Source organism: Streptomyces sp. NPDC096013 (assembly GCF_044763565.1).
GTDB lineage: Bacteria > Actinomycetota > Actinomycetes > Streptomycetales > Streptomycetaceae > Streptomyces.
The window spans coordinates 134,014-158,189 of the sequence record NZ_JBIWGK010000001.1 but is presented as its reverse complement, the minus strand read 5'-3'; the positions used below and the strand labels follow the sequence as shown (position 1 = coordinate 158,189).

Sequence of the window (24,176 nt, the reverse complement as noted above, 5' to 3'; positions counted from 1 at the left end):
GTCAGCCGAGGTCGGTCTGGCCGGCGCGGGTGAGCCGGTACTGGAGGAACGTGATCGCGCTCAGGACGACCAGCAGCGCCACAGACATCGCGGACGCGTAGCCGAACTGGAAGCGCCCGAAGGCGGAGCCGTAGATGTAGTACTGGAGGACGTTCGTCGCGTTCGCCGGGCCGCCCGCGGTGGTCACCGCGACCGTGTCGAACACCTGGAACGAACCGATCACCGTCATGATCAGCACGACCGCGAGGACCGGCCGCAGCAGCGGCATCGTGATCCGCCAGAACATGCGCCACTCGCTCGCGCCGTCCACCTTCGCCGCCTCGTACATGTCGTTCGGGATGGCCTGAAGTCCGGCGAAGAGCAGCAGCGCGGTGTAGCCGACGTGCCGCCACACGTTGATCAGGGCGATCGTCGGGATCGCCCAGGTCTTGTCGGCGAGGAAGGGGATGTGGTCGAAGCCGAGGCCGCCGATGATCTCGTTGCCGATGCCGAGCTGGGTGTCGAGAATCCACAGCCAGACGATGCCGGCGACGACGTTCGACATCAGGTACGGCGTGAGCACGATCCCGCGCAACAGGGCGGACTGGGTGAGCCGTTGCAGCAGGACGGCGATGGCCAGGGCGGACACCGTCTGGATGCCGATGTTGATGATCACGTACTCGACGGTGACCTTCAACGACGACCAGAAGATGGGGTCGTGGACCATCCGGTCGTAGTTGTCGAGGCCCACCCACTTCGCGGGCGTCAGCAGGTTGAAGCGGGTGAAGCTCAGGTAGATGCCCCGCAGGGTCGGCCAGAGCAGGAAGACCAGGAAACCCAGCAGGGCCGGGGCGATGAAGACCGCCGCCAGCTGACCGTCGCCCTCGTCTTCACGGGTCCGCGGCCGACGGGTCGGGGGACTGCTTGAGGCGATGGTCATCGAGAGACTCCCTTGTCTGCGGCGGCTCATCCTCGGGCCACATACTTTTGAGGCGGAAGAATCCCTGCGTCAAGAGTCGTGCAGACATCTTTTCCGAGCCACTCTTCCGGCCATAGAGTGGTCGCGTTAGTTCCAGAGTGAAAAAATCTTGCTTGTGGGAGTCTGACGCTCATGACCACACGTGCCGCCAGCTGGCAGCCGCTGAGCCCCGGTGAACGCTCGGTGGCGATCGAGGTGCTCGTCCACGGCCCGCTGTCGCGCACCGACCTCGCCCGGCGGCTCGACCTCTCGGCCGGCAGCCTCACCCGCCTCACCAAACCGCTGATCGAGTCCGGCCTGCTGGTCGAGGTCCCCGACGGCGGCGGCCCGGCCGAGGTCCGCCAGGGCCGCCCCTCGCAGCCCCTCGACGTGGTCGCCGAGTCCCGCACCTTCCTCGGCTTCAAACTCACCGAGGACATGGTCTACGGCGTCGTCACCACCCTCAGGAGCGAGATCGTCGCCCGTCTCGACCGGCCGCTCACCACCCATGACCCCGGCCAAGTGGCCGACGTGCTCGCCGAGATGACCGGTGAACTCACCGCGCGCTTCCCCACGCTCAGCGGCATGGGCATCGGTGTCGGCGGACTCGTCCAGGACCGTGCCGTGGTGGGGGAGTCGCCCTTCCTGGAGTGGAGCGACGTCCCGCTGGCCGAACTCGTCGAGCGGCGCACGGGGTTGCCGGTCGTCGTCGAGAACGACGTGGCCGCGCTCGTCGAGGCCGAGACCTGGTTCGGCGCCGGCCGCGGCCTCGACCGCTTCGTCGTCCTCACCATCGGCGCGGGCATCGGCTACGGCCTCGTCCTCGGCGGCAAGCGCGTGCCGTACGCCGAGGAGGACCGCGGGTTCGGCCGGCACTGGATCCTGAACCCCAACGGCCCGCTCACCCCGGCCGGTGAACGGGGCAGCGCCGTCTCGCTGTTGACCATCCCCAGCATCCGCTACCAGGTGCAGGCGGCCACCGGCCGCGATCTGACGTACGAGGAGATCCTCGCCCGAGCCGCCGCCGGTGAGCCGATGCCCGCCCGCGTCATCGACGAAGCGGCCCGCGCGCTGGGCACGTTGGTCGCCCAGATCGCCAACTTCGTGCTGCCGCAGAAGATCCTGCTCGCCGGCGAGGGCGTCGGCCTGATCGACGTGGCCGGCAAGACGGTGGACGACACCCTCCGCGCCCACCGGCACCCGCTGGCCGTCCCGCTCGACGTCGAGACGAAGGTCTCCGACTTCCACGACTGGGCGCGCGGCGCCGCCGTGCTGGCGATCCAGGTGCTCGTCCTGGGTGTGGCCGAGGTGTGAATTGCGTTACAGGGCTTGACAGATGGACGTGATCAGTAACACGGTCCGATATGTCCGATTAGCTCGTGATTACTCACATCGCCTTCACCTTCGGCGACGTATGCTTCACACCATGTCCACCAGTGTTGAATCAGCCACCGAGCGATCGGCAGCCGAGGTCAACGAGGAGATCAGGGCCCTGTGGCTCCGATCGGGCGGGACACTGAGCGTCGAGCAGCGCGAGGAGTACCGACGGCTTGTGATGGAGTGGGCCGCCGCAGCTCCGCCGGCGGCCTGAGGGCCGCCGAGCCGACCGACGCAGGTGTCGTTGGGATCCCGTCGCCCGGCCTTTCCTCGTGACCTTCGGCCGAGCCGGTCGATCCCCGTCACCCCCTGTTGAACCCCTTTCCTTCCTTCCCCGCTGACCTCCCTCGAGTGATCAGCCCCACATCGCCGTGTGGTGCCGCTGGAACGCCTTGCGGTCCTGCTCCGCGCGGATCCAGCGCGTCGCCACCAGCGCGATCAGACTTCCCGCGATCACCAGCAGACCCGGGCCCACGTTCTTGGGGTCGGTCAGCCGGGCCGCCAGGGTCGTCGCGCCCGATGTGGTGTTCGTCGCGGGCGCCGAGGTCCCGGGCGTGGCCGCACCGGCCGCTGCCGCACCGGCGGTGGGCGAGGCGGCGGGCGCGGGCGAGGCAGCCGTCTTCGGTGCCACCAGCAGCTTCACGTTCAGCGCCGACAGCGCCTTCGTCAGCGGCTGGAAGAACGTCGTGCCGCCCGCCGTGCAGTCGCCGCTGCCGCCCGAGGTCACGCCCAGCGCGATGCCGTTGGCGAACAACGGGCCGCCGCTGTCGCCCGGTTCGGCGCACACCGTGGTCTGGATGAGGCCGGTGACCGTGCCCTCGGGGTAGTTGACCGTCGCGTCCAGCGCGGTCACCTCGCCGTCGTGCAGCCCACTGGTGCTGCCGCTGCGGAACACCTTCTCCCCTACGGCCGCGTCGGCCAGGCCCGTGATCGTGACCCCGCTGCCGTTGCCGATCGCCACGACGTCCGCGCCGTCGCCCGCCGAGCCGCTCGCGTACTGCACCAAGGAGAAGTCACTGCCGGGGAAGTTGTCGGAGACCGTCTTGCCCAGCTGCTGGTCGCCCTGGTTGTTGGCGAACCAGATCGACCCGACCGGCCCGCAGTGCCCGGCCGTCAGGATGAAGTCGTCCTGCCCGTTCGTCACGTTGAAGCCCGCCGAACAGCGCCCGCCGGTCGACAGGATGGGCTGCGCGCCGTTGATGCGGGTCGTGAACTTGCCCTGCGTGCGCTGCATCTCGACCGAGGCGCCGATCGCCTTCGCGACCTTCGTCATCGCGGACCAGCCGGCGGTGGAGACCGAACTGTCCGCCTCCACCAGCACCCTGTTGTTGCGATAGTCCATCGCCCAGGCGGTGCCCGGCACCTTGGGCGCCGAACTCAGCGTGCCGGCCGCCGACTTCAGCACGTTCATGCTGTACCGCACGACCTTCGCCTCGGCGCCCGCCCGCTGCACCTCGGCCGCCGTCTTCTCGTCGGTCACCGCGACGACCGTACGGCCGCCGGTGTCGACCCAACTGCCCGCCGTGCGGGCCGAACCGAGCTTCGCCACCAGGGCGGAACCCTTGTCCGCGGGTGTCTGCGGCGCGCTGAGCGTGGCGGCGGACGTGCCGGGGGAATCGCTGGCCATGGCCGCCTGGGTGACCATGGCGCCTCCCAACAGGAGTCCGCCGACGGCCGCCAACCGTGTAACTCGCCGGATGACCCGTCGTCGTGCGTGCCTCATGCCTGGCTCCCGAACCCCGAACGTGCGGTGACGACACCGCGGGGCTCTCCGGTCGTCGAGTGCCCTTCCTCCATACGTGGCCCGGCGCTCTCCTGTTCACCCGACGGCGGACCGGGTTCCGTTCCTCTCGTCAACAGGCCCGCTGCACCGCCGAGTTGGCACCGGCCGTGCCCAGCCGCAGCCCGCTGGCCGCGTCGCCCCAGACGGAGTCCGGGCCGAGGTACGGCCGCAGCAGAGCGGTGAGGACGGGGTCGCCGTGGCCGTTCAGCTCGTCGGAGGCGAGCTTGCGGGCGATGCCGGCGAGGAAGTCGGCCAGCTGCACCCGCGCGTCGGACCGCGCGGCGACGAGCACCACGTCGGTCAGCGGCGCCGCGTCCATGATCCAGGCGATGCGCTCCGGGGTGAGCATGTTCTGCCGGTCGTGCACCAGGCGCACGCCGCGTCCGTCGGCGATCCAGTACCGGGCCGTGCCGACGATCGCGGGCAGCAGTGGATTGAGCACGGGGAACAGTACGGGGGAGTCCCGCATCCGCTCCCGGTACGACTCCGCGCGCGACCGCGCCGCCGCGAGCCGGCCGACGATCACCCCCGCGGCCGTATCGGGATACGTGTCGCGCAGGGCGTCGACCGTGCGGAAGAAGACGTCGGCGGGGACCGTCGGCGCTCCGTCGTTCCTGACCCGCAGCAGTTGGTTGGACGCGGTCAGGAAGTCCCGCCAGCCCCGCTCACCGAAGGTCCGCGGCCCCTCCCGGAACAGGGTGGCCGCCTCGGTGCCCTCGCCCGCCCCGTCGAGCAGCAGGTCGACCGCGCGGTCCACGACGAAGTACGTCTTCTCGGTCAGATGCACATGCGCGTTCCCGTCCCGCAGGGGTCCGGCGGGGCCGAGGAACGACTCCAGCACCGCCCGGTGCTTCTCCCGCAGCAGATGGTTCGCCTTGTACTCCTCCGCGGGCGAGCGAATCCTGCGCCGTATCTCCCGCACATACTCCGCGGCCGTCTCCTGGGGCAGCCGCACACTGGCGTGCGCGAAGACGTCCGTGTTGCCGCCGGTGAGGTTCTCGCCGTCCGAACCGGACTCGTCGCAGGCGATCTCCATGACCACGCCGTTCGCGGGATTCCCGGTCATCGCACCTCCCCCTCAGTCGTGCCTCATGACCAGCATCCCGCAGGACACCTCCCGCGAACCGGATCAGCTGCGCGCCCGCGCTGTCATGGACACCCGGCCCGGCTGCCATGATGACCTCATGCGCGTGCTGATGCCGGTCCCGGACCGCGACTTCGACGTCACCGAGGTCGCCGTGCCCTGGCGGATGCTCACCGACGCCGGGCACGAGGTGGTCTTCGCGACCGAGCACGCGGGGACCCGGCCCGCCGCCGACCCCCGACTGCTCACCGGAGTCCTCTTCGGCCGGCTCGGCGCCGAGGACGAACCCAAGCGGTTCTACCGACAGCTCACCCAGGCACCGGAGTTCGCCGACACGGTCGCGTGGACGGACCTGGACGTGGCCGGCTTCGACGGGCTGTTGCTGCCGGGCGGACACGCGCCCGGCATGCGTCAGTACCTGGGCTCTTCCGAACTGGGCGCCAAGGTGGGGGAGTTCTGGAAGCTGGGCCGCCCGGTCGGCGCGATCTGCCACGGCGTCCTCGTGCTCGCCCGCACCCAGGACCCGGCCACCGGCCGCAGCGTGCTCGCCGGACGCCGCACGACCTGCCTCCCCGCGTACATGGAACGCACCGCCTACCTGACCACCGCCTGGCGCCTCGGCCGCTACTACCGCACCTACCCGGCCTATGTCGAGGACGAGGTGCGGGCCGCCCTGGACGACCCGGGAGCGCAGTTCGAGCGCGGCCCCAGGGAGCTGACCCGGCGCGGCACCGCGAGCGACGACAGTCACGCGTTCGTCGTCCAGGACGGCGCCTACCTCTCGGCGCGCTGGCCCGGCGACGCATACCTTTTCGCCCGCCGGTATCTCGCTCTGCTGCGGGACGCCCCGGGTGCTTAGACTGCCGACCATGGACGAGACCCCGCTGGACCGGCTCGGCGCAGGCCAGTACCTGCTGCTCACGAGCTACCGCAAGAACGGCAGCGCGGTCGCCACCCCGGTGTGGGTCGTGCGGGACGGCGACTCCCTCGGCGTGTGGACGGTCGCCGACTCCTGGAAGGTCAAGCGCATCCGGGCCCGCGCCGATGTCCTCGTCGGCCCCTGTGACCTGCGCGGCAACCCGACGGGCAGCCCGGTCCCCGGCACCGCCGAGATCGTCGACGCCGAGACCACCGCCCGCTACCGCGCCCTGATCAAGCGGAAGTACGGCCTCACCGGCCGCATCACGCTGCTCGGCAGCCGTCTGCGCCGCGGGGCGGACGGCACCGTCGGCATCCGCGTGAGACTCACGCCCTGACGGCGATCCCCTCACCCATCGACATCAGGGAGCGCTCGTGCACCCCGCGCTGAACCCGGACGACCTGCCGCTGCGGCAGGAGCGCGTCGTCTTCGCGCGGATGCGCGGTACCCAGGACCGGGTCGCCGACGCGATCACCGCCTTCGCCGGCACCATGCTCTTCGTCTATCTCCACGCGTTCTGGTTCGCCGTCTGGATCGCCCTCAACGAAGGACTCCTCGGCCGGGCCGGGATCTTCGACCCGTATCCCTTCGGGCTGCTCACGATGATCGTCAGCCTGGAGGCGATCTTCCTGTCGACCTTCGTCATGGTGAGCCAGAACCGCCAGGCGGCCCGCGAGAACGTCCGCGCCGACCTCGACTTCGAGACCAACCTCCGCTCCGAGGTCTGGTCCGCCCAGATCGGCGCCACCCTCGGACTCGACCCCCGCGAGGTCGAACAGCGCGTCCAGCAACTCCTGACCGAGAACCGCGCCAAGATGAACGGCGGCGCGCAGAAGCGGAGTTGAGCATCGACGCGACGCGGTCAGCCGCACGACGAAGGGGCCGCGGCTCTCGCACCGCGACCCCTTCACCTCCTACGGCGTCCTGCTGGACGATCCGCTACGACCTTCGGCTACGACGCGTCGAGCACCGTCCCGGTCAGCTCCGGTCCGCCGCTCTGCGGGTCCCCGTTCTGGTCCACGGCCACGAACCGTACGGACTCGGGCTGTTCCGTCACCTGGTCCGTGATCGTGGGCACGCTGATCTCCCCGCTGAGCTGGCCCGCCGGGACGGACGTCCACAGGAAGAGGCCCGGCAGGGTGGACAGGGCCCGCTCCGGCGCGGGTTCCTCACCGGAGTTCTCGCTGAGCCACGTCGGGTTGACGTCCAGGGTGGACAACTCCGGTCCTGTGGAGACCGGTCGGACGATGAACGACGGGTCCAGCTCCACGTCGGCGGGCGCCGACAGCGTCACCTTCCACGTGAGGGGTTGGCCCTCGGTGACGCGGTCCGCGACCGGGGTGACCTTGAACGTCGGCATCGGGTCGTCGTTCTCGGTGGTCACCCCGCCCCGGTGGGCGCCGACGACCGCGCCGTGCACCGCCTTCACGAAGATGTCGTGCTGGACGCCGTAGTCGAAGCGGGTGTTGCCCTCCACCTTCACCGGCACGTCGATGGTGTTGCCGCCGGGCCGTACGGTCACCAGCCGTGAAGTGTCCTCGTTCGTGACCGGGTCGGTGACGTAGAGCCGGACCTGGCCGCTGCCCCGGCCGGAGACCTGGACGGGGACGCGGTAGGTCTTCACGCCCGAGTCGCCCTCCTTGACGGTGAGTCGGCCGATGTCGACGCGGGGGAGCGGGGCCGGGACGGCCGCCGGGGTGCCGGGGCGCCAGCCCCAGGCGTCCATCAGCCAGGCCTGCCCCGAGCGCGAACGGGGAGTCAGGTCAAGGGACTTGACGTGCCGCAGGTCGAGTCCGGCGCGGGTGGCGGCGGTCAGGGGTACGCGGACCTCGCGGGCCCAGTACGAGGCGGTGCGCTCGGTGCCGGGGAGGCCGTCGACGCGGACCCGGCCGAGGGTCGCGCGGTGTCCCGCGGTGTCGGTGACGGACACGTCGAGCTGGGTGCCCGTGGTGTTGGGCGGCACGATCACGCGCAGGGCGAGATCCTTGTCCCCGCCGAGGGAGACCGGCTTGTTCGGACGTACGGTCGTCTTCGAGCCGGCGGCGGACCAGTGCAGGGCCACGGCACGGCGGCCGATCTCCTTCGAGGTCTCCCAGCTCGCGAAGTGCGGGGAGCTGCCCTTGGTGTCGGGGCCGAGGCAGGCGACGGCCGGGTCGGGGTCCACCGCGGAGCACAACCTGCCGCCGGAGACGGCGACTTGGCCGTCGGGCAGGAACCCGGCGTTGCGGTTCGCGCCCACCGCGTGGGTGAGGACCCGCGCGGGGTCCGCCGAGGGGGCGCGGCGGCCGGAACCGTCGAGCAGCTCGCGGGCCCGGTCGTCCCCGGCGACGAACAGCCGTGCCGCCGTGGCGATGTAGGTGGAGCCGGCCCGGTGCTGCTGGTCGGCGGTCAGCCGGGTCGCGGCGCCCGGCGAGCACACCGGGTCCCGCTGGTCGGGGTCGTCGTAGAAGTCGTCGGACGCGGGCGCCTCGGCCTGGCCGGGCGTCCACTCGGTGTTGAAGAAGTTGTGGTCGGCGCCCTCGACGTAGACCGCGCTGTGCAGGGCGGTGCCCTTGCTGACCCCGCGCGTGCCGTCGACGTAGACCTCGCCCTGGAGGTCGGAGACGTCACCGTCGCAGCCGGGCAGGATCGTCGTCGAGGGGACGTCGGCCACCGGGTTCTGGCCGAAGATCGTGGGGCCGATCAGGACGTGCCGCGGATCTTCCAGCGGACCGGGCCGCGGTAGCCGTCCTGGGCGGCCGGCGGCGGGTAGAGGCTGTCCATCGCCGCCCGGTTGACGCCCTCGCCGCCTCGCGAGTGGCCGACCAGCAGGACGCGGGAGAGGTCGGCGCGGGGCGCGTTCCGGACGGCCGCCGGGGCCGTCGCCGGGTGCGCGGACCACTCGGCCCAGTGGGCCAGGTGCAGCCGGACCAGCGAGGAACGGGCCTGCGCGCCCGCGTCCTCGACGTCGGCGTCCTGGGCGTTGATGCCGTTCGCGGAGATCGACACCGTCACATAGCCCTGGGAGGCCAGGAGTCGCTGGTCGCGCAGGTAACCCCGGTAGCTCGGCACCGACTTGAGGCCGGTGGGGCAGGGCCAGTCACCGGTGATGTCCTCGGTGCCCGGCTGGTAGCAGGTGTAGTGGCGGCCGTGCAGGAACAGGGCGAGGGGCCGCTTGCCGGTGGCGCCCTTCGGCGCGACCACGACGGCCCGCATCTCGACCGGCGTGGGGAACCCGGGGAGCTTCACCGAGTTGAGCGCGTACTCGCCGGTCGTCGTACGGTACGAGCCCGGCTTGCCGGGGTCGATCGCACCGGCCGGGAGCGGCGCCGCGGGCTGTGCGGCGGCGGCTCCTGAACGCCCGGCGCCGGAGCCGGTGGTGTCACCGGCCGCGTCCAACCGGCGCCCTGCGGCCAGCACTTGGAGGTCCGTTAGCTTCTTCGGCGGAACGGCACCGAGGCCGAGCCGGAACGTGTGGCCGTCCTTCGCCGGTCTCGGCACTCCGAGGAGTTGACCGCCGGCGTGGAACTCCACCCGGGCGTCGCCCATGGGCACCCGGGTGCCGGAGCGCCAGACCAGTTGCTGCGCGGAACCCTTCCCCGTGATCCGCCAACCGGGCGGAAGCGTACCGTCGTCGGCTGTCGCCGTCGCCGTGAACGGACCGCCGTCCGAGACCGGCGCCGCCTGCGCCGACCCGGACATCCCTCCCGCCACCGCGAGCACCGTCGCGGCCGTGACCCATATTCGCCGGGCACGGAACAAAGTGTTCTCCTCCTCTGACCCCAGGCTCAGGCGTCCCGTCGGTCACGGGAGCCTCTCGCGCCCCGGAGGACGGCGGACAGAGCCTGTGGGTTGCCTGTGGAGGAGGATTCGTCCGATCTTCGTCGGTCGGGCTCGAACTCGCGCCCACGCTACGGCCGTTGGGAGAGTGCCCGTCGAGCGAGGCGGGCCGGGGCGGTCAGTGCCAGGCCCGGTACGGCTCGTCGACGAGCTGGAAGACCGGCTCGCCCCGCACCGGGTCCTTCGCTGTGGAGAGCCGGACGCGGTCGCCGCTGTGGATGCCGATGGGCGGGCCGATGACCCGGCCGCGCACCACGAAGCCCTCGGCCATCTCGATCAGCGACACATTGCGGGCGGCCGGGGTGTTGCGGTGCACGGTCGTGGAGTGGCGGACCGTGCCGGTGCCCTCGCTGCGTTCCGTGCGCAGGTCGCCGCCCTGGCAGACCGGGCACAACAGGCGGTGGTACATGGCCGTTCCGCACCAGGTGCAGCGCTGGAAGTGGATGGTCTCGCCGTCCGGGGTGTGCGCGTCGAGCACGCCCGCGGGGGAGCCGCCTGCCGGACGGGTCGCGAATCCTGAGTGGTGGTACACGCTGTCAACTCCCTGCGCTCGGCCGGAATCCCGCGTGCGCGGCCGAGCCGGGCACGCATGTGCGCGGTACCCCGTGCCACCGTGCACGGCCTCAGCGTATGGCACTCAGTGCCAGGCGTAAAGACACTGCGTACCCTTTGCTGCGCTGTTTCCGGTCGTGCTCTAGCCGTGGTCGAGCGCGGTCTCTATCTCTTGGACGACCCGCCACAGCGGGGTGCCCCGCCGGGAGACGACCACCACGACGTCCTCGGGGCCCTGTTCGGCGATGACGGGCGGTGCCGCCGGCTGCCCGAAGGCGGACTGCACATACCCGAGCGCGTGGTCCACCTCGGCGCCCGCGTCGCGCTTTCCGTCCGAACGCAGCCAGGAACGCAGGGCGTTGTTGTGCGCGGCGACCACGGCGGCGGCGATCACGTCGGCGTGCAGGGTGCCGTCCTGCCGCCCGGCGAAGCGCCCGCGCAGATAGTCGGCGAGGGCGCGTTCGTAGCGCCACACGACCGAGAGTTCGTAGGCCCGGAGCCCCGGCACCTTCTTGGTGAGGCGGTAACGCTGCACGGAGAACGTCGGGTTCTCGTTGTACATGCGCAGCACCAGCCGGGCCGCGTCGCAGACCCGCCGCACGGGTTCGTGCTCGTCGCCGGAGGATGAGAGGAAGGCCGTCATGTCGGCGAGGCAGCGTTCGTGGTCGGGGAAGACCACGTCCTCCTTGGAGGGGAAGTAGCGGAAGAACGACCGCCGTCCGACCCCCGCCAGCGCCACGATGTCGTCGATGGTGGTCTGTTCGTAGCCCCGCTCCAGGAACAACTGGAACGCGGCCGCCACCAGGGCGTCCCGCATGGGCGGCTTGGAGCTCATGGACGGGAACGTAGCACCAGGCCGACACGGATGGCACTGAGTGCGCCGACGGCGGGGAACTGAGTCCCCTCGCGGGCTCCGATCGGTAGGTGATCGATATGCTCGGAACGATCGATGCGGTCGAGACGGTCGATACGATCCGCGGCATAGAGTGACCGCGACCGGCACGGCTCTCAGGGGGACCCATGCGACTCCATGTCGACCAGCGCCATGAACGGGTGCTCGCACTCGTCCGCGAGCGCGGCAGCCTGCGCGTCGCCGAACTCGCGGCCGAACTCGGCGTCTCCGCCGTCACGTTGAGGCGTGACGTGGAGGCCCTGGCCGCCCAGGGCCGGGTACGGCGACTGCACGGCGCGGTGGTCTGGCCCGGCGGCGCAGACACCGCGGATACGCGGGAGCGGCGGGAACCCGCCGTGGAAAACGAGCGATCCGCGCGGCCAGGGTCCGCCGAGGGCGTCGTGATCGGAATGATCGTTCCGACCACCGCCTCGATCTTCGCCGACATAGTGCGCGGCGCCCGCGAGGCCGTGGCCGCACAGGGCGGCCGACTTGTCCTCGGAGTCTCCGGACACGTCGACACGGAGGACGCCGTCCAGGCCGGGCATCTCCTCGCGGGCGGCGCCGAGGGACTGCTCGTCGCGCCGAGCTGGTCGGCGGGCGTACCCGTCGGCGGCCAGGAGCGGTGGCTCCTCGACCGGGATGTGCCCACCGTCCTGGTCGAACGCGCCGCCCCGCCCGGCAACCCCGCCGCCGCCCTCGACCGGGTGCGCACCGACCGCGCCCACGGAGCGGCCGTCGCCGTCGGCCACTTCGCCGCCCTCGGCCACCGCAGGATCACCGCGGTACTCCAGGAAGGCCCGCACGCCGACCGGATTCTCGCCGGCTACGAGTCGGCCGTACGCTCGCTCGGTCTCGACGACGCCCGGGGCGCCCCCTCCGTCCGTGAACACGGCGACTACGCGTCCAGCGTGGACTACCTGGTCGACGCGGTGCGCGAGCGCGGAGTCACCGCCGCCCTCGTGCACGGCGACGAGGACGCGATCGTGCTCGTGCCCCGCCTCCAGGCCCGCGGCATCCGCGTCCCCGACGACCTGGCGCTCATCGCCTACGACGACGAGGTCGCGGGCCTCGCCGACGTCCCGCTCACCGCCGTCGCCCCGCCGAAACGGTCGGTGGGGGAGTGGGCCGCGAAGCTCCTGCTGCGCCGGCTCGCCGAGCGCGGCAGCGGACAGGGGCCGGCCCCGCGTCAACACATCGAGCTCCTCCCCGAGTTGAGGATTCGCTCGTCCTGCGGAGCGACAACGCTCGCCCCTTGACCACGGGCCGACCGTTTTGATCATTCCGCGCGAACGCTCTCGACCAAGGAGAACCGGCATGCCCACCCCACCCCTCGCCCGCCCCCGCGTCCTGTACGTCACCGACCTCGCCTACCCGGCCCGCGGACGACGCTACGGCGACGAGGACATCGACCTGACCTCCCGGCTGCGCGAGGACTTCGACCTGGCGCTGTGTCATCCGCTGGACGCCGCCGCGCTGATGGACGGCTTCGACGCGGTCGTCGTCCGCAACAGCGGGCCCGTGCTCGGATACCAGGCACAGTACGACGCGTTCCGCGAGCACGCGCTCCGCACCGGGGCCCGCGTCTACAACCAGCTGTCGGGCCGCGCGGACATGGCGGGCAAGCAGTACCTCCTCGACCTCAGCGCCGCTGGGTTCCCGGTCATCCCGACCGTCGACCGCGTCGAGGACCTGGAGCTGCTGCCCCGCACGGACCGTTATGTCGTCAAGCCCAAACTCGGCGCCGACTCCATAGGCCTGGAGATCGTCCCGGCCGAGCGGCTGCCCGCGCTGGCCGACGGGAGCGTCCTGGTCCAGCCGTGCGTGGACTTCTCGTACGAGGTGTCCTTCTACTTCGTCGACCACGACTTCCAGTACGCCCTCCACGCCCCGGACACCGAGAAGCGCTGGCAGCTCGAACCGTACGAACCCGCCCCCGCGGACCTGGAGTTCGCGCAGCGGTTCATCGACTGGAACGGCATCGACCACGGCATCCAGCGCGTCGACGCCTGCCGCGCCCCGGACGGCCGACTGCTCCTCGTCGAACTGGAGGACCTGAACCCGTACCTCTCCCTGGACGCGCTCGACGACACCCGGCGGGACGCGTTCATCACCGCGCTGAAGGCGTCCCTGCACCGGTTCGTGCGCGCGTGACCCCGCGCTGAACTCCGGCGGCTGTCCACGCGTATCTCTTGCGGGGGACCGTGGATGTCCGTGCGCGCGGAACGGAAGGAGAGCAGCGTGTCTACACCGCCCGAACCGGGGTCCTCGTCAGGTGGCCCGGTCCTGGAACCCGCGCGTGTGCTGCGCCGCCGCCGCTCCGACAACCTCGCGGCGCTGATGCGGGAGCCCCGCCGGGACTCCTCCGTCTTCGAGTCGGTGCCGGTGCCCCGGCCGTTCTTCGCCTCCGAGGCCGAGACACAGGAACTGCCGCCCGTACCCGGCGAGTCGCACCCGCTGCCGCCCCCGAGTCCCTTCGGTCCGGGGCTGCGCCGGGCCGCGATCGTGGTCGGTGTGAGTGCCGCCGCGCTGGTCGGCTTCGCTTGCGCCCTCCTGCTGCCGGGCAAGGGCGAGGCGAGCACGTCCCAGCCGGTCAGCACGCCCACTCCGGTGACCTCCGCGCCGGCCACCAGCGCGGGGACCGCCGACCCGGACGGCGCCGGCACGCTCCGCGAGGGCGACAGCGGCCCCCAGGTGACGGAGTTGGAACAGCGACTCCTGCGCATCCCCAACGTCTACGAGAACGGCTCGACCAGCGGCCGGTACGACGCGACGCTCACGGCGGCGGTCGCCCGTTTCCAGCTCTGGTACGGCATCCGGGGCGACGAGAACGGCGTCTACGGCGACGACACCCGCAAGGACCTGGAGTCCCGCACCACGCTCGACAACGGCCAGTAGGCGAACGGGGTTTCGAACGCGCGGCAAGGCCTGGGGAAAGTCGCTGCTGGTGGGGCCGCGGAGCCTCATCATGGACAGCGCGGCGCCGCAGGTCGGTGGTGTCGTGCCCGTTCCGAACCGAAGGCCACGCCGATGAACGGCTCGCGCGTCCCGGGTCTGATCCTGCCCGGAGTCCTTCTGCTGGCCCTCGTCGTGGGCGCGTTCTGGTACTGGCGGCACCGCGACGACGACTGAACGCGACCCGCAGTCGGGGTCAGCGGCCGGTGCTGTGCCCGACCAGGGCCTCGGTCACCGCGCGGACGCTGCGCGCGATGTGCTGGAGCTGGAGGACCTCGGCGGCGTACAGCTTGATGGTGTGCTCGATGACCGACTCGGGGAGGCCGATGCCGGGCAGGTCGGCGCGCGCGGTCTGCAGGGCGGTGCGGGCCACCCGGATCTCGTGCTGGACCTGGATCTGCGCGTGTCGGGCGAGCAGGACGGGGTGGCGGATGAACGCGGGATAGCTGGCGTAGCGGGCCGGCACCAGCTCGCGCAGCCACTTGGCCGCCGAGCGCTCCCAGTCGTAGCTGCCGGGTGTCTTGACCTGACAGGGCCAGTCCTGGCTGATGCGCGTGGTGGTCAGTTGCATGTCATCGCTTCCCGATGTGCGGCGTCGCGGGGGTGGGTCGACGGTGTGAGGCGGCCCCGGCCCAGGGGATGACCGAGGCCGCCTTGGGCGCTCGCGGAGGCGATGCCCTACCGAACACGCCCGGCGCCGAGGCGGGTAGGAATCGGCGCCGGGGAGTGCTCGTGCGAGAGCCCCGGGAGACGGCGGTCGCCGGCGCGGCGGGTCGAGCGGAGGTGCGCATGGGCGGGCCGGGCTTTCTCGGGGCGGGTGCGATCCGTGAGCAGTATTTATATATGCCGTCCGCTTTGCAAGGCGTATGAAAACATTCATGCGGGAAATGGGAGGAATCGTCCCGGTGTGTATACCTATGAGGGGGGAGTGGCGGGTCAGTCCCGCATGAAGAACTGGTGCTGCTCGGCGATCTGCTCGTAGTCCTCCAGGCGGGCCTGGGTCCGCTCGGGATCGGCGTCCGTCATGGCCTGGAGCAGGGCGGAGGCCATCACACCGGGGGCCGCGTACGAGTCGAAGACCAGGCGGGAGCCGGTGCCGGTGGCGAAGGTGACGTCGGCCTCGTCGGCCAGCGCGCCCAGCGCCAGATCGGTCACGAGGGCGACCTTGAGCCCGGCGCTGCGCGCCACCCGGATCGCGGTGAGCGTCTCGTGCGCGTGCCGCGGCATGTCGAACGCGAGGAGCCAGGTGCCGCCCGCCTCGCGGGACTGAAGGATCGCGTCGTAGGCGACGGTGCCGCCCCGGGTCACCAGTCGTACGTCGGGGTGGATACGGCGTGCCGCGTACGCGAAGTACTCGGCGAGCGAGACGGAGATGCGCAGGCCGAGGACGGTCAGCGGGGTGGACGCCGACAGTTCGCGGCCGACCTCGATCAGCCGGTCGGGGTCGGCGAAGTCGCGGCGCAGGTTCTCCAGGTTCTCGATCTCGGCGTCGACCGCGGCCTGGAGTTCGTTGCTGCGGTTCACCTCGGCCGCCGCCGGGCCGCCCGCGAGGGTGCGCAGGGCGATCGCCTGGAGCCGCTCCCGTAGCGCCGGGTAACCGCTGAAGCCGACCGCCGCCGCGAACCGGGTCACCGACGGCTGGCTGACGCCGACGCGCTCCGCGAGGTCGGTGATGGAGAGGAACGCGGCCTCGGTGATGTGCTCGATCAGGTACTGGGCGATACGCCGCTGACCCGGTGACAGCCGTGGCCCGTCGAAGAGTTCCCTGAGTTGGGACGTCGGTGCCGCGCCGACTTCCGGGTCGGTTTTTCCCGAGGTGATCGCCGATGCCTGGGCGCGTGCCTGCTGCGGCGATGGCACCGGTGCGCCTCCTTTGTCTCCCACAGCCACTCAACATAGCTCACAGAGCGTTGTGACCAGAGAGTGATCAGCGCCGGTAGATCGTGATCGAATGACCGACTTGATCGATCGGGCGACTGCTGTCGATCAACTCGGCCAGTTTCCCCTGCGCCTTGTCGATCGCGGTGTCCGAGACGATCAGCAGCCCGTGCACCTCGCGCACGCCTGCCTTGCGCGGATCGGACGACTCGATGCCGTAGTACGACGGCACCCCGCTGCCCTTGTAGACGAGCCAGACCCGCTCGCCCGGGTACCGGTCGCGCAGCCGGTCGGCGAGGCGGCCGAGGTCCTGGCCCCAGTCCACGTTGGAGTCGTGCAGCCGCAGATAGGTCTTCGAAGGACCGCCGAACGCCTCGTTGGAGTACGGCAGATAGTAGGGGAACGTCCGCAGCGAACTGACCGCGACGAACGCCACCAGCAGCCCCGTGGCCGGCGGAGCCCACCGCCACCACGACCGCAGCGCCGGCACACAGGCCGCCGCGACCGCGAGGAACATCGGCACGAATATCGCGTAGCGCGTGCCGAAGTCCCGTGAGCCGTCCATCGCCGTGGCCAGCAGCACGGCCGTCGGGACCAGCAGATACGGCGCCGCGGGCCGCAACCGCCGTACCGCCACGACCGCGACGGCACCCGCCGCCCACAGCGCGATCATGCCGAGCGGTGTCTTCACCAGCAGGGCCGCCGGGAGGTAGTACCAGTGCGACCCGGTGTAGAGGTGCCCGAACAGGAAACCCTGCCACGGGTAGTCCTCCATGCCGAACTGGATGAGCATCCCGTCCCGGAACGCCCGCGGGAACGGCAGCAGCTGCACCACCTGTCCGCGCAGGCCGTGGATCACGGGCACCGGCTCCGTGGCCGTGAACCGCAGTTGCGGATCGACGGCGAGATACGACGCCCATACGACGGCCAGCGCGACGACCGCCATCGTGGCCGCGCCCACCGCACCGAGCGCCAACATCCGCAGCCGGGCCGCGCGTTCGGCCGGGCGGCGGGCGGACCACACCGACGCGACGGCGAGGAGCATGAGGACGGGGACGGCGGGCAGGGCACTCATCTTCGTCGCCACGGCGGCCCCGAGCGCGGCCCCCGCGAGCGGCAGATACAACTTCGGTCGCCGTCTGGCCCGCCACAGCATCCACACCGACGTCAGCAGGAAACCGGCCTCCGGCACGTCGAGCGTGGCCAGCGAGCCGTGCGCGATGACGTCCGGCGAGAAGGCGTACAGCGCGAGCGCGATCAACCCCCGTGCCGGGCCCACGAGTTCCCGCGCGAACGCGAACACGACCAGCCCGAAGAGCAGCGTCAGGACGATCACCGGGAGCCGTGCCCAGAACATCAGCCGCCAGGGGTCGTTGCCCGACTCGTAGAGCAGATGACGGCCCAACGCCCCTTGATCGCCTCGGTAGTCGGCGTCGAAGTGCGGATCGGCGATCGCGATTCCGGCGGCGATCACCAGCTTCCCGAGGGGCGGATGCTCGGGGTTGTAGTCGAGGCTGTGCTCGCGCAGATAGACGGTGGCCGTGGCCACGTAGACCGGCTCGTCGATGGTCGGTGTCTGCTGCATGGCGGTCGTGATCATCACGGCGGCCAGCTGCGCGAGGAGCACCACCACGAGCAGGGGCACCAGCCGGCGCTTATGGCGCCGCAGCCCGGCGTAGAGGCGGGTCGACCACGAGCCGTCTGTGCGCGGCGGCGAGTCCCCGCCGCCACCGTCGTCGAGCGTGTCGGGGTCGAGGACCGAGTGCTGTTCGCGCGCCATCATCCGCCCTGCGGTGAGGCCGGCCGTGCGGTGGCGGGAGCGCTGCGGAGCCGGGGCATGGCCCTACTGTCGCACCGCTCCCGTCACCAGGGGCGTCACCGCTTCAGGAGTCGTACCGACAGACCTTCCGTCGTATACACCGGTACGGCCCGCAGCGTGTCCGAGTTCACCGTGATGCTGTCGAACTGGCCGCGCAGCGCGGACGCGCCCAGGACCCGCACCGTCGAGCCCGGCGCCGGCGGGTGTTCGGCGTCGAACCGCAGGGACAGGGCGCTCCCCCGGCCGAGGGACGCGCGCCGGGTGATCTCGACGGCGGGCCGGCGGCCCGAGCGGAGCGTGACATCGAGGGTGGCGGACCGCTGGGTGTACGAGCCGTGGATCCGCACGGACTCCGCGACCCGCAGCGCACCGCCGAGCACGCTCACGTCACCGTGGCCCAGCGCGTGCGCCGAACCGGCCACCAGCGCACCGTCGGTGAGCACCGTCCCGCCGGTGTAGGCGTTGTGGCCGGTCAGGGTGAGGGTGCCGGTGCCCTGCTTGGTCAGACCGCCGCAGCCGTCGATGTCGTTGCGCCAGGCGTCGGCCGCGCCGAAGCCGCCGGCCGCCGCGTCGAGGGCGACGACGACATCGGAGTCGAAGGAGCCGTAGCCGTCCGCAGCGGCGAAGAGGTTGAGGCGGCCCCACTGCTCGAACCCGTCGAGCAGGACGTACCCGGACGGCAGCGCGGTGGTGCGCAGCACCTCGCGGCGCTGCGCCGCGTCGAGGTAGGGCAGCCGGGTCTCCAGCAGCACCTCCGCGCCCTTGGGCACGGTCAGCGCCTTGTTACGGCCGCTGCGGGTGAGCACATAGGTCAACTTGGGCTCCACCAGACGGGAGTTGGCCGTCCGGTCCGCGTACGGGTCGGTCGCGGTGGTTCCCGAGTGGGCGTACGCGTACAGGGTGTCCGCCGTCGTGCCGGTTCGTGCCTCGAAGTAGGCGAGGGCCTGGGCGCGAGCAGCCGCCTTGAGCGCGGCGTTGGCCGGGTCGGCGAGTGTGGCGGCGGCCAGCGCGGTGGCCATGATGCGGCCGCCGATGACGTCGACCGTGGAGTGCATGCCGGCCATGATCCGGGTGTGGCTCAACTGGAGGGTGCGGGTGACCAGTTCCTGGAAGCGCTCCGGTACGGCGTACGCGTAGGCGAGGCCCGCCAGGTGGAAGGCGTTGGTGTGGCCGCTGGGGAAACCGCCGTCGTCGACCGGTGACGTGCTGCGCTGGCGCAGGAGTTGAGGGGCGACGACGACCTCGGAGTCGTAGACGGGGTAGCCGAGGTCGTCGACCTTGCCGGTGTCGACGACCTCGCTCCGCTCGTTCATGCGCCACGGACGCGGGTACTGGTAGGCGTACTTGCTGGGGTTGCCCGACGCGTAGGTGCCGCGCAGCGTGTCGACCAGTTCGGCCACCTTGCCGAGCGCCGAGTCGTGCGAGCCGGCGCCGAGCGCGGCACCGGCGGGCGCGTCGGCGGGGACGGCGTCACTGATGGTGGTGGCGGGCGTTCCGTCGGGGGCGCTGGTGATCGAAGTGACCGCCAGGGCACCGGACTTGTAGAGGTCGGCCAGCGGACCGAGGCCCGCGATCATCGCGTAGCTCTGGTGCTGGCGGTCGTAGAGGAACGCCTCCTTCGCCTGTGCCTGGGTGCGGCGGGCGGTGAGGTCGATGCAGTACCGCATGTTGGCGCGCAGGATCTCGGGGCGCAGCGGGGTGCCGGTGTTCCAGGCGCCGCCGGTCTTCCATATCTGCGCCATGCCGCCGAGGACCCGGACCACGGCGTTGGTCTCGGGCGTGAGGTTCGTGCCGACGTTCGTCCGGTAGTCGTCCACGAACGGCAGCGGAACCGTGGTGGCCTTGGCGTCCGCGGCGGCCAGCCAGCTGACCAGCGTGGGCGCGGCGACCACGGCGGCCGAGGCGCCGAGCGAGGTCTTGAGGAAACCACGTCTGTTCACGGCGGGTCGAACGTCGTTCGTGCGCTGCCCGGCGGGTGACGGCATGGGTGTGCCTCTCTTGAGTTCTACGGCGGTGAGGCCGGCGGGGTCGTGCGGTCGGCTGTGGTGCGAGGTGCGCGGTACGACGCGAGAAAGCGCATACGTCGGTTGGCGCGTACGTGCGAAGATTCGCGGCGGGCCGTGTCCCGTGGGAAGGGGTACGGCGTCCAGCACATGGCCCCCGGGTGAACGGGGGCCGTGCGGTTCACAGGATCGATCGGGCCAGCGCCACCGCGCCCTCGACGGGCGGTACTTGGATGGGCCGCGGACGCGCCCTGGGCAGCCGCTCGGCGAGCGCGGCGGTGAGGGCGTCGTACAGCCGGGGCTGGGCGAGGACGGTGCCGCCCGAGACCACCACGTCGTCGACGGGGACACCGCGTTCGGCGAGCCGTACGACGAGTGCGGCGAGGGACCGGCCGGCCTCCGCTATCACCTCGCGCGCGAGGAGCGAGCCGGCGTCGGCCGCGGTGAAGACGACGCGGGCGTGGCGGCCCCAGTCGGCGGAGACGTCGGAAGCGCTTTCCAACGCGGCGCCCAGCGCGGGGACTTCGGCCACGCCGAACGCCTCGACGAGTCCCAGGGCGAGTTGGTCCGGAACCTCGCCGCGGTCGTGCGCGGCCCAGGCGGCGCGGGCCGCCTCGCGGACGAGTCCCGCGGCGCCGCCCTCGTCGCCGAGAACCGCGCCCCAGCCGCCCACTTGGAGCCGGCCGCCGTCCGCGAGCAGGCCCACCGCGACGGAACCGGTGCCGGCCACCAGGCCGACACCCTTGTCCAACCCCGTGGCGGGGACGAGGAGTTCGGCGTCGCCGACCACGAGTACGGGTGCGCTGAGGCGGTCCTCCAGCGCGGCACGGATACCGGCGCACTGCCGGGGTGTCTCGCAGGCGTGTCCGCCCACGGCGACCGCGGACGGGCGCGCGTGCGCGGGCAGGGCGTCGTGGACGAGGGCGGTCAGCCAGTCGGCGGCGGCCACGGGGTCGTGCGGCCGCCAGCCGCTGCTGGCACGGATGTGGTCGGCGACGACATCCGTACCCGCGCAGGCGCGCAGATGTGTCTTGGTGCCACCCACGTCGATGCCGACCACGAGGGGCGTGGAGTCCTGCACGGAACCTCTTTCGTCGTTGCGCGGTGCTGCGACGGCGGGCGAACCGTGTCCGGGGGAACGGTGGTTGGAGCACTAGGGAAGCCCCGGGACGGGCTTCTGACGGACCACGGCAGGCGAGTACCGTGACGTTCGTTAGGAAGTTAACTAACGAAGTACAGTGCGTCAAGAGTCATCGCGAACTCGGTCACAGGGACCGTCGTCCGGGCCCGCGTGACGTCAGGACATCCCATCGCCGCGCCCCACGGACACCCTCCAGGAGCGCGGCCCGTGAACTGGGGGAAGTGTGGAACACGTCGTGGCGCGGGAGTCTCGGCTGACCGAGAGCGCGAGCGCGGTCTTCGAGGTGCTGGCGAGGGCCGGCAGCGCTACCCGGCCGCAGCTCGCCAGCCTGGCCGGCCTGTCCAAGCCGACGGTGTCCTCCGCCGTCGTGGAGCTGGAGCACCTCCGGCTCGCCGCCCACTCCGGCACCGCCTCCGGCGGCACAGGACGCAACGCCGCCGTCTACCGGCTCGGCCCGGCCGCCGGCGCCGTACTCGCCGTCGATCTGGGCCCCGCCCTGACCCGGGTGCGCGGCTGCGCCCTGGACGGCACCCTGCTGGCCGAGGCCACCGGCTCCCGGGACGACGCGGCCGACGCCGTCCGCGAGGCCCTGGGCGCGCTGCCCGCCGGCACCCCGCTGCGCACGGTCGTCGTCGCCGTCGGTGATGTCGCCGCCCGGGACCGCGCGGGCGCCGGCATGCGCCCCGCGACCGCCAAGGCGGGCCCGGTGTTCGACGCCATGGCGGTCGCCCTGCCGCCGGGCGTGCCGGTGCACCTGGAGAACAACGTCAACTGCGCTGCCCTCGCCGAACTGCACGAGGGCGCCGCCCGGGGCCGCACCACCTTCGGCTATCTCCGCATCGGCGTCGGTATCGGTCTCGGCATCGTCGTCGGCGGCCAGGTGCTGCGCGGCGCGAACGGCGCGGCCGGTGAGCTGGCCCGGCTGCCCTACCCCTGGGACGACGCCGTGGAACCGCGCCGGGAGGCCCTGGAGGAGTACGTGGGCGCCCGCTCGCTGCTGCGCCGGGCCGCCGCGGCCTGGCAGGACACCGACGGGCCGCGCCCGGGCAGCGTGGACCGGCTCTTCGCCCTCGCCCGGCAGGGACACGGCACGGCGGCCCAGGTGGTCGGCCGGCACGCCGCCGACGTGGGCCGGCTGGCCGCCGCCGTGGCCGCCGTACTGGACCCGGGACTGATCGTCCTCGGGGGCAGCACGGGCACGGACCCGCAGCTCCTGCCCGGTGTGCGGGCCGAACTGGGGCGGCTGAGCTGGCCCACCGAGGTGGTCAGCAGCACGGTCGGTGATCTGGGCACCGTGGTGGGCGCCGCCCGGCTCGCCGTGGCCAGAGGAGTCCAAACCGTGACCGATGGTGCGGGGGTCAAGGATTGACGGCCTCCGACTTGGTCTGCCAATGTCCGGACAAGCGCTTTCTAAGTCGGTCGGGACGCCGACTTGGGGTGAGCCTCTCAGCCCGTACGCGACGTACGGCAGCCGCATGAGGGTGTGCTCATGCGGTGACGGCCACGACGGCCGGGGACCTCGCCCCGTGTGGAAGACACGGCCGGGCGAGGCCGCGCCCCCGGAAAGCGACCTTTCTTGCAAAATGCACCCGTGCCGCATCGGTCGGCGCCGTGCTCCGTCCCCTACGACGAAAAAGGGATCGAAGATGACCACTGTGGGTGTGCGGCGCTCCAGCCGACTCGGCCGCGGCGGCATGCGCCGCCTTGTTCCCCTCGCTGCCGTCGCCACGGCAGGCGCCCTGCTGCTCTCCGCCTGCGGATCGGGCTCCGGTTCGGGCGGGAACGCGAAGTCCCTGACGTTCTGGATCTCCACGGTTCCCGGGCAGGACGCGGGCTGGAAGAAGCTGGTGGCGCAGTACAAGAAGGAGACCGGCGTCAGCGTCAAGCTCGTCAACATCCCCTACGACGGGTACCCGACGAAGCTGCACAACGCGGCGCAGGCCAACTCGCTGCCCGACGTGGCGGACGTGCCGGCGCTGGACCCGATCTGGTCGAGCAAGCTCATCGACCTCAGCTCCATCGCGAACAACAAGAGCTACAACATCAACTCCAACTTCCTCGCCAAGGACTCGTCCGGCAAGGTGCTGGCCATCCCCTCGGACGTCACCGCGTCCGGCCTGTTCATCAACAAGTCGCTGTTCGAGAAGGCCGGCGTCGCCGTCCCCGCCTCGCCCGCGAAGACCTGGACGTGGACCGAGTTCATCGCGGCCGCCAACAAGGTCCGCGAGAAGACCGGCGCCAAGTACTCCCTCACGTTCGACCAGTCCCCGTCCCGGCTGCGCGCCATGGTGTACGAGATGGGCGGCAAGTACATCCACGCGGACTCCTCCGGCAAGTTCTCGGCGGACGCCGCGACCAAGAAGGCCGTGGAGTACTTCGTCGGTCTCAACGACGACAAGGTCATGCCGAAGTCGGTGTGGACCAGCGGCGCCGACCCGTCCGCCATGTTCCAGAGCGGTGACGTCGTCGCCTACTGGTCCGGCGTGTGGCAGGTGCCCGCCTTCGCGGACAGCATCAAGAAGTTCGACTGGGCGAGCGTCCCGACCCCGGCCCAGCCGGTGCAGGCCAGTGACGTCAACAGCGGCGGCATGATGGTCGGCTTCAACAACAACGGCGCCGCGGCCACCGCGGGCCAGAAGTTCATGTCCTGGGTGTACGAGCCCAAGCAGTACACCGAGCTGGTCGAGACCTCCGGGTTCCTCCCGGTCGAGAGCGGCCTGAGCCCGAAGTACCCCTTCAAGTCCCCGGCGGCGCAGGCGGCCTTCAAGCTCTACAACGAGGAGATCCCGCTCTACGCGCCGATCTCGGGCTACTTCAACAACGCCCAGACGAACTGGGTGCTGAAGGGCAAGAGCCTCACCACCGACCCGACCAAGACGGAGCTCGGCAAGGCGATCAACGGCCAGCAGTCGGTCGACAAGGCGCTGAAGAACATCGTGGACGGCTACAACCAGGCGGTCGGCGGCTGATCGTGGGCCACAGGGCCGGGCGGCGGGGTCCAGACGCCGCCGCCCGCC

The 24,176-nt window shown here is 71.4% G+C and carries 20 protein-coding genes and 1 pseudogene; 10 read left to right on the top strand and 11 right to left on the bottom strand.

What is annotated here, in order from left to right:
- Position 1: 1 nt before the first annotated feature.
- Positions 2-919 carry a carbohydrate ABC transporter permease gene (locus ACIRB1_RS00710; protein ID WP_403464011.1) on the bottom strand — a complete coding sequence of 306 codons (918 nt, stop codon included), beginning with the start codon at positions 917-919 and terminating at the stop codon, positions 2-4.
- A gap of 171 nt (positions 920-1,090) precedes the next feature.
- Between ACIRB1_RS00710 and ACIRB1_RS00705 the strand changes: the two genes are divergently transcribed.
- Both ACIRB1_RS00705 and ACIRB1_RS00700 read left to right on the top strand, forming a co-directional pair.
- Complete coding sequence (locus ACIRB1_RS00705) at positions 1,091-2,251, top strand: ROK family protein (RefSeq protein WP_403464010.1); 1,161 nt, start codon at positions 1,091-1,093, stop codon at positions 2,249-2,251.
- Between the two features lie 112 nt (positions 2,252-2,363).
- Entirely contained in the window at positions 2,364-2,528 is a 165-nt protein-coding gene (locus tag ACIRB1_RS00700; protein WP_266779712.1) for a hypothetical protein, read from the top strand.
- 141 nt (positions 2,529-2,669) lie between these two features.
- Here ACIRB1_RS00700 and ACIRB1_RS00695 read toward each other — a convergent pair whose 3' ends face one another.
- Together ACIRB1_RS00695 and ACIRB1_RS00690 are read right to left on the bottom strand one after the other, a co-directional pair.
- The gene (locus tag ACIRB1_RS00695) at positions 2,670-4,037 is read right to left on the bottom strand and encodes a S1 family peptidase (RefSeq protein WP_352178309.1); all 1,368 of its coding nucleotides are present in this window, start codon (positions 4,035-4,037) and stop codon (positions 2,670-2,672) included.
- Positions 4,038-4,167: 130 nt separating this feature from the next.
- The gene (locus tag ACIRB1_RS00690) at positions 4,168-5,163 is read right to left on the bottom strand and encodes a hypothetical protein (protein WP_403464009.1); all 996 of its coding nucleotides are present in this window, start codon (positions 5,161-5,163) and stop codon (positions 4,168-4,170) included.
- A gap of 25 nt (positions 5,164-5,188) precedes the next feature.
- Here ACIRB1_RS00690 and ACIRB1_RS00685 point away from each other — a divergent pair, with 25 nt between their 5' ends.
- The 3 genes from ACIRB1_RS00685 to ACIRB1_RS00675 are packed head-to-tail and all read left to right on the top strand — an operon-like array spanning position 5,189 to position 6,945.
- On the top strand, positions 5,189-6,040 hold the full coding sequence (locus ACIRB1_RS00685) for a type 1 glutamine amidotransferase domain-containing protein (protein ID WP_403464007.1): 852 nt from the start codon (positions 5,189-5,191) through the stop codon (positions 6,038-6,040).
- 10 nt (positions 6,041-6,050) lie between these two features.
- Entirely contained in the window at positions 6,051-6,437 is a 387-nt protein-coding gene (locus ACIRB1_RS00680) for a PPOX class F420-dependent oxidoreductase (protein WP_403464006.1), read from the top strand.
- 37 nt (positions 6,438-6,474) lie between these two features.
- A complete protein-coding gene (locus tag ACIRB1_RS00675; protein ID WP_403464005.1) occupies positions 6,475-6,945 on the top strand; it encodes a DUF1003 domain-containing protein in 471 nt (156 codons plus the stop codon).
- 107 nt (positions 6,946-7,052) lie between these two features.
- Here ACIRB1_RS00675 and ACIRB1_RS00670 read toward each other — a convergent pair.
- From ACIRB1_RS00670 to ACIRB1_RS00660, 3 genes and pseudogenes are all read right to left on the bottom strand, one after another.
- Positions 7,053-9,841 (bottom strand): annotated as a pseudogene (locus ACIRB1_RS00670) (alpha/beta hydrolase family protein).
- A gap of 196 nt (positions 9,842-10,037) precedes the next feature.
- The gene (locus ACIRB1_RS00665; RefSeq protein WP_352178314.1) at positions 10,038-10,451 is read right to left on the bottom strand and encodes an OB-fold domain-containing protein; all 414 of its coding nucleotides are present in this window, start codon (positions 10,449-10,451) and stop codon (positions 10,038-10,040) included.
- Between the two features lie 162 nt (positions 10,452-10,613).
- A complete protein-coding gene (locus tag ACIRB1_RS00660; RefSeq protein ID WP_403464871.1) occupies positions 10,614-11,288 on the bottom strand; it encodes a TetR family transcriptional regulator in 675 nt (224 codons plus the stop codon).
- A 203-nt stretch (positions 11,289-11,491) separates the two neighbouring features.
- Between ACIRB1_RS00660 and ACIRB1_RS00655 the strand changes: the two genes are divergently transcribed.
- From ACIRB1_RS00655 to ACIRB1_RS00645, 3 genes are all read left to right on the top strand, one after another.
- Positions 11,492-12,622: a substrate-binding domain-containing protein gene (locus ACIRB1_RS00655; RefSeq protein ID WP_403464003.1), complete on the top strand. Its 1,131-nt coding sequence runs from the start codon at positions 11,492-11,494 to the stop codon at positions 12,620-12,622.
- Between the two features lie 58 nt (positions 12,623-12,680).
- On the top strand, positions 12,681-13,517 hold the full coding sequence (locus ACIRB1_RS00650) for a hypothetical protein (protein ID WP_403464002.1): 837 nt from the start codon (positions 12,681-12,683) through the stop codon (positions 13,515-13,517).
- A gap of 87 nt (positions 13,518-13,604) precedes the next feature.
- Complete coding sequence (locus ACIRB1_RS00645) at positions 13,605-14,261, top strand: peptidoglycan-binding protein (RefSeq protein WP_403464001.1); 657 nt, start codon at positions 13,605-13,607, stop codon at positions 14,259-14,261.
- 253 nt (positions 14,262-14,514) lie between these two features.
- Here the strand turns inward: ACIRB1_RS00645 and ACIRB1_RS00640 are convergent, their stop codons facing one another.
- From ACIRB1_RS00640 to ACIRB1_RS00620, 5 genes are all read right to left on the bottom strand, one after another.
- The gene (locus tag ACIRB1_RS00640) at positions 14,515-14,889 is read right to left on the bottom strand and encodes a hypothetical protein (RefSeq protein ID WP_019064417.1); all 375 of its coding nucleotides are present in this window, start codon (positions 14,887-14,889) and stop codon (positions 14,515-14,517) included.
- A 365-nt stretch (positions 14,890-15,254) separates the two neighbouring features.
- A complete protein-coding gene (locus ACIRB1_RS00635) occupies positions 15,255-16,178 on the bottom strand; it encodes a MurR/RpiR family transcriptional regulator (protein WP_352178318.1) in 924 nt (307 codons plus the stop codon).
- Positions 16,179-16,245: 67 nt separating this feature from the next.
- On the bottom strand, positions 16,246-17,979 hold the full coding sequence (locus ACIRB1_RS00630; protein ID WP_403464000.1) for an ArnT family glycosyltransferase: 1,734 nt from the start codon (positions 17,977-17,979) through the stop codon (positions 16,246-16,248).
- A gap of 92 nt (positions 17,980-18,071) precedes the next feature.
- Positions 18,072-20,000, bottom strand: coding sequence for a phosphatase PAP2 family protein (locus ACIRB1_RS00625; RefSeq protein WP_403463999.1), 1,929 nt, complete (start codon positions 19,998-20,000; stop codon positions 18,072-18,074).
- A gap of 199 nt (positions 20,001-20,199) precedes the next feature.
- Positions 20,200-21,099 (bottom strand): N-acetylglucosamine kinase, encoded by a 900-nt coding sequence (locus tag ACIRB1_RS00620; RefSeq protein ID WP_403463998.1) that lies wholly within the window; start codon positions 21,097-21,099, stop codon positions 20,200-20,202.
- Positions 21,100-21,394: 295 nt separating this feature from the next.
- On the opposite strand from ACIRB1_RS00620, the gene ACIRB1_RS00615 reads away from it, so the two are divergent.
- A complete protein-coding gene (locus ACIRB1_RS00615; protein ID WP_403463997.1) occupies positions 21,395-22,528 on the top strand; it encodes an ROK family protein in 1,134 nt (377 codons plus the stop codon).
- 277 nt (positions 22,529-22,805) lie between these two features.
- Positions 22,806-24,128 carry an ABC transporter substrate-binding protein gene (locus ACIRB1_RS00610; RefSeq protein ID WP_403463995.1) on the top strand — a complete coding sequence of 441 codons (1,323 nt, stop codon included), beginning with the start codon at positions 22,806-22,808 and terminating at the stop codon, positions 24,126-24,128.
- Positions 24,129-24,176 lie beyond the last annotated feature (48 nt).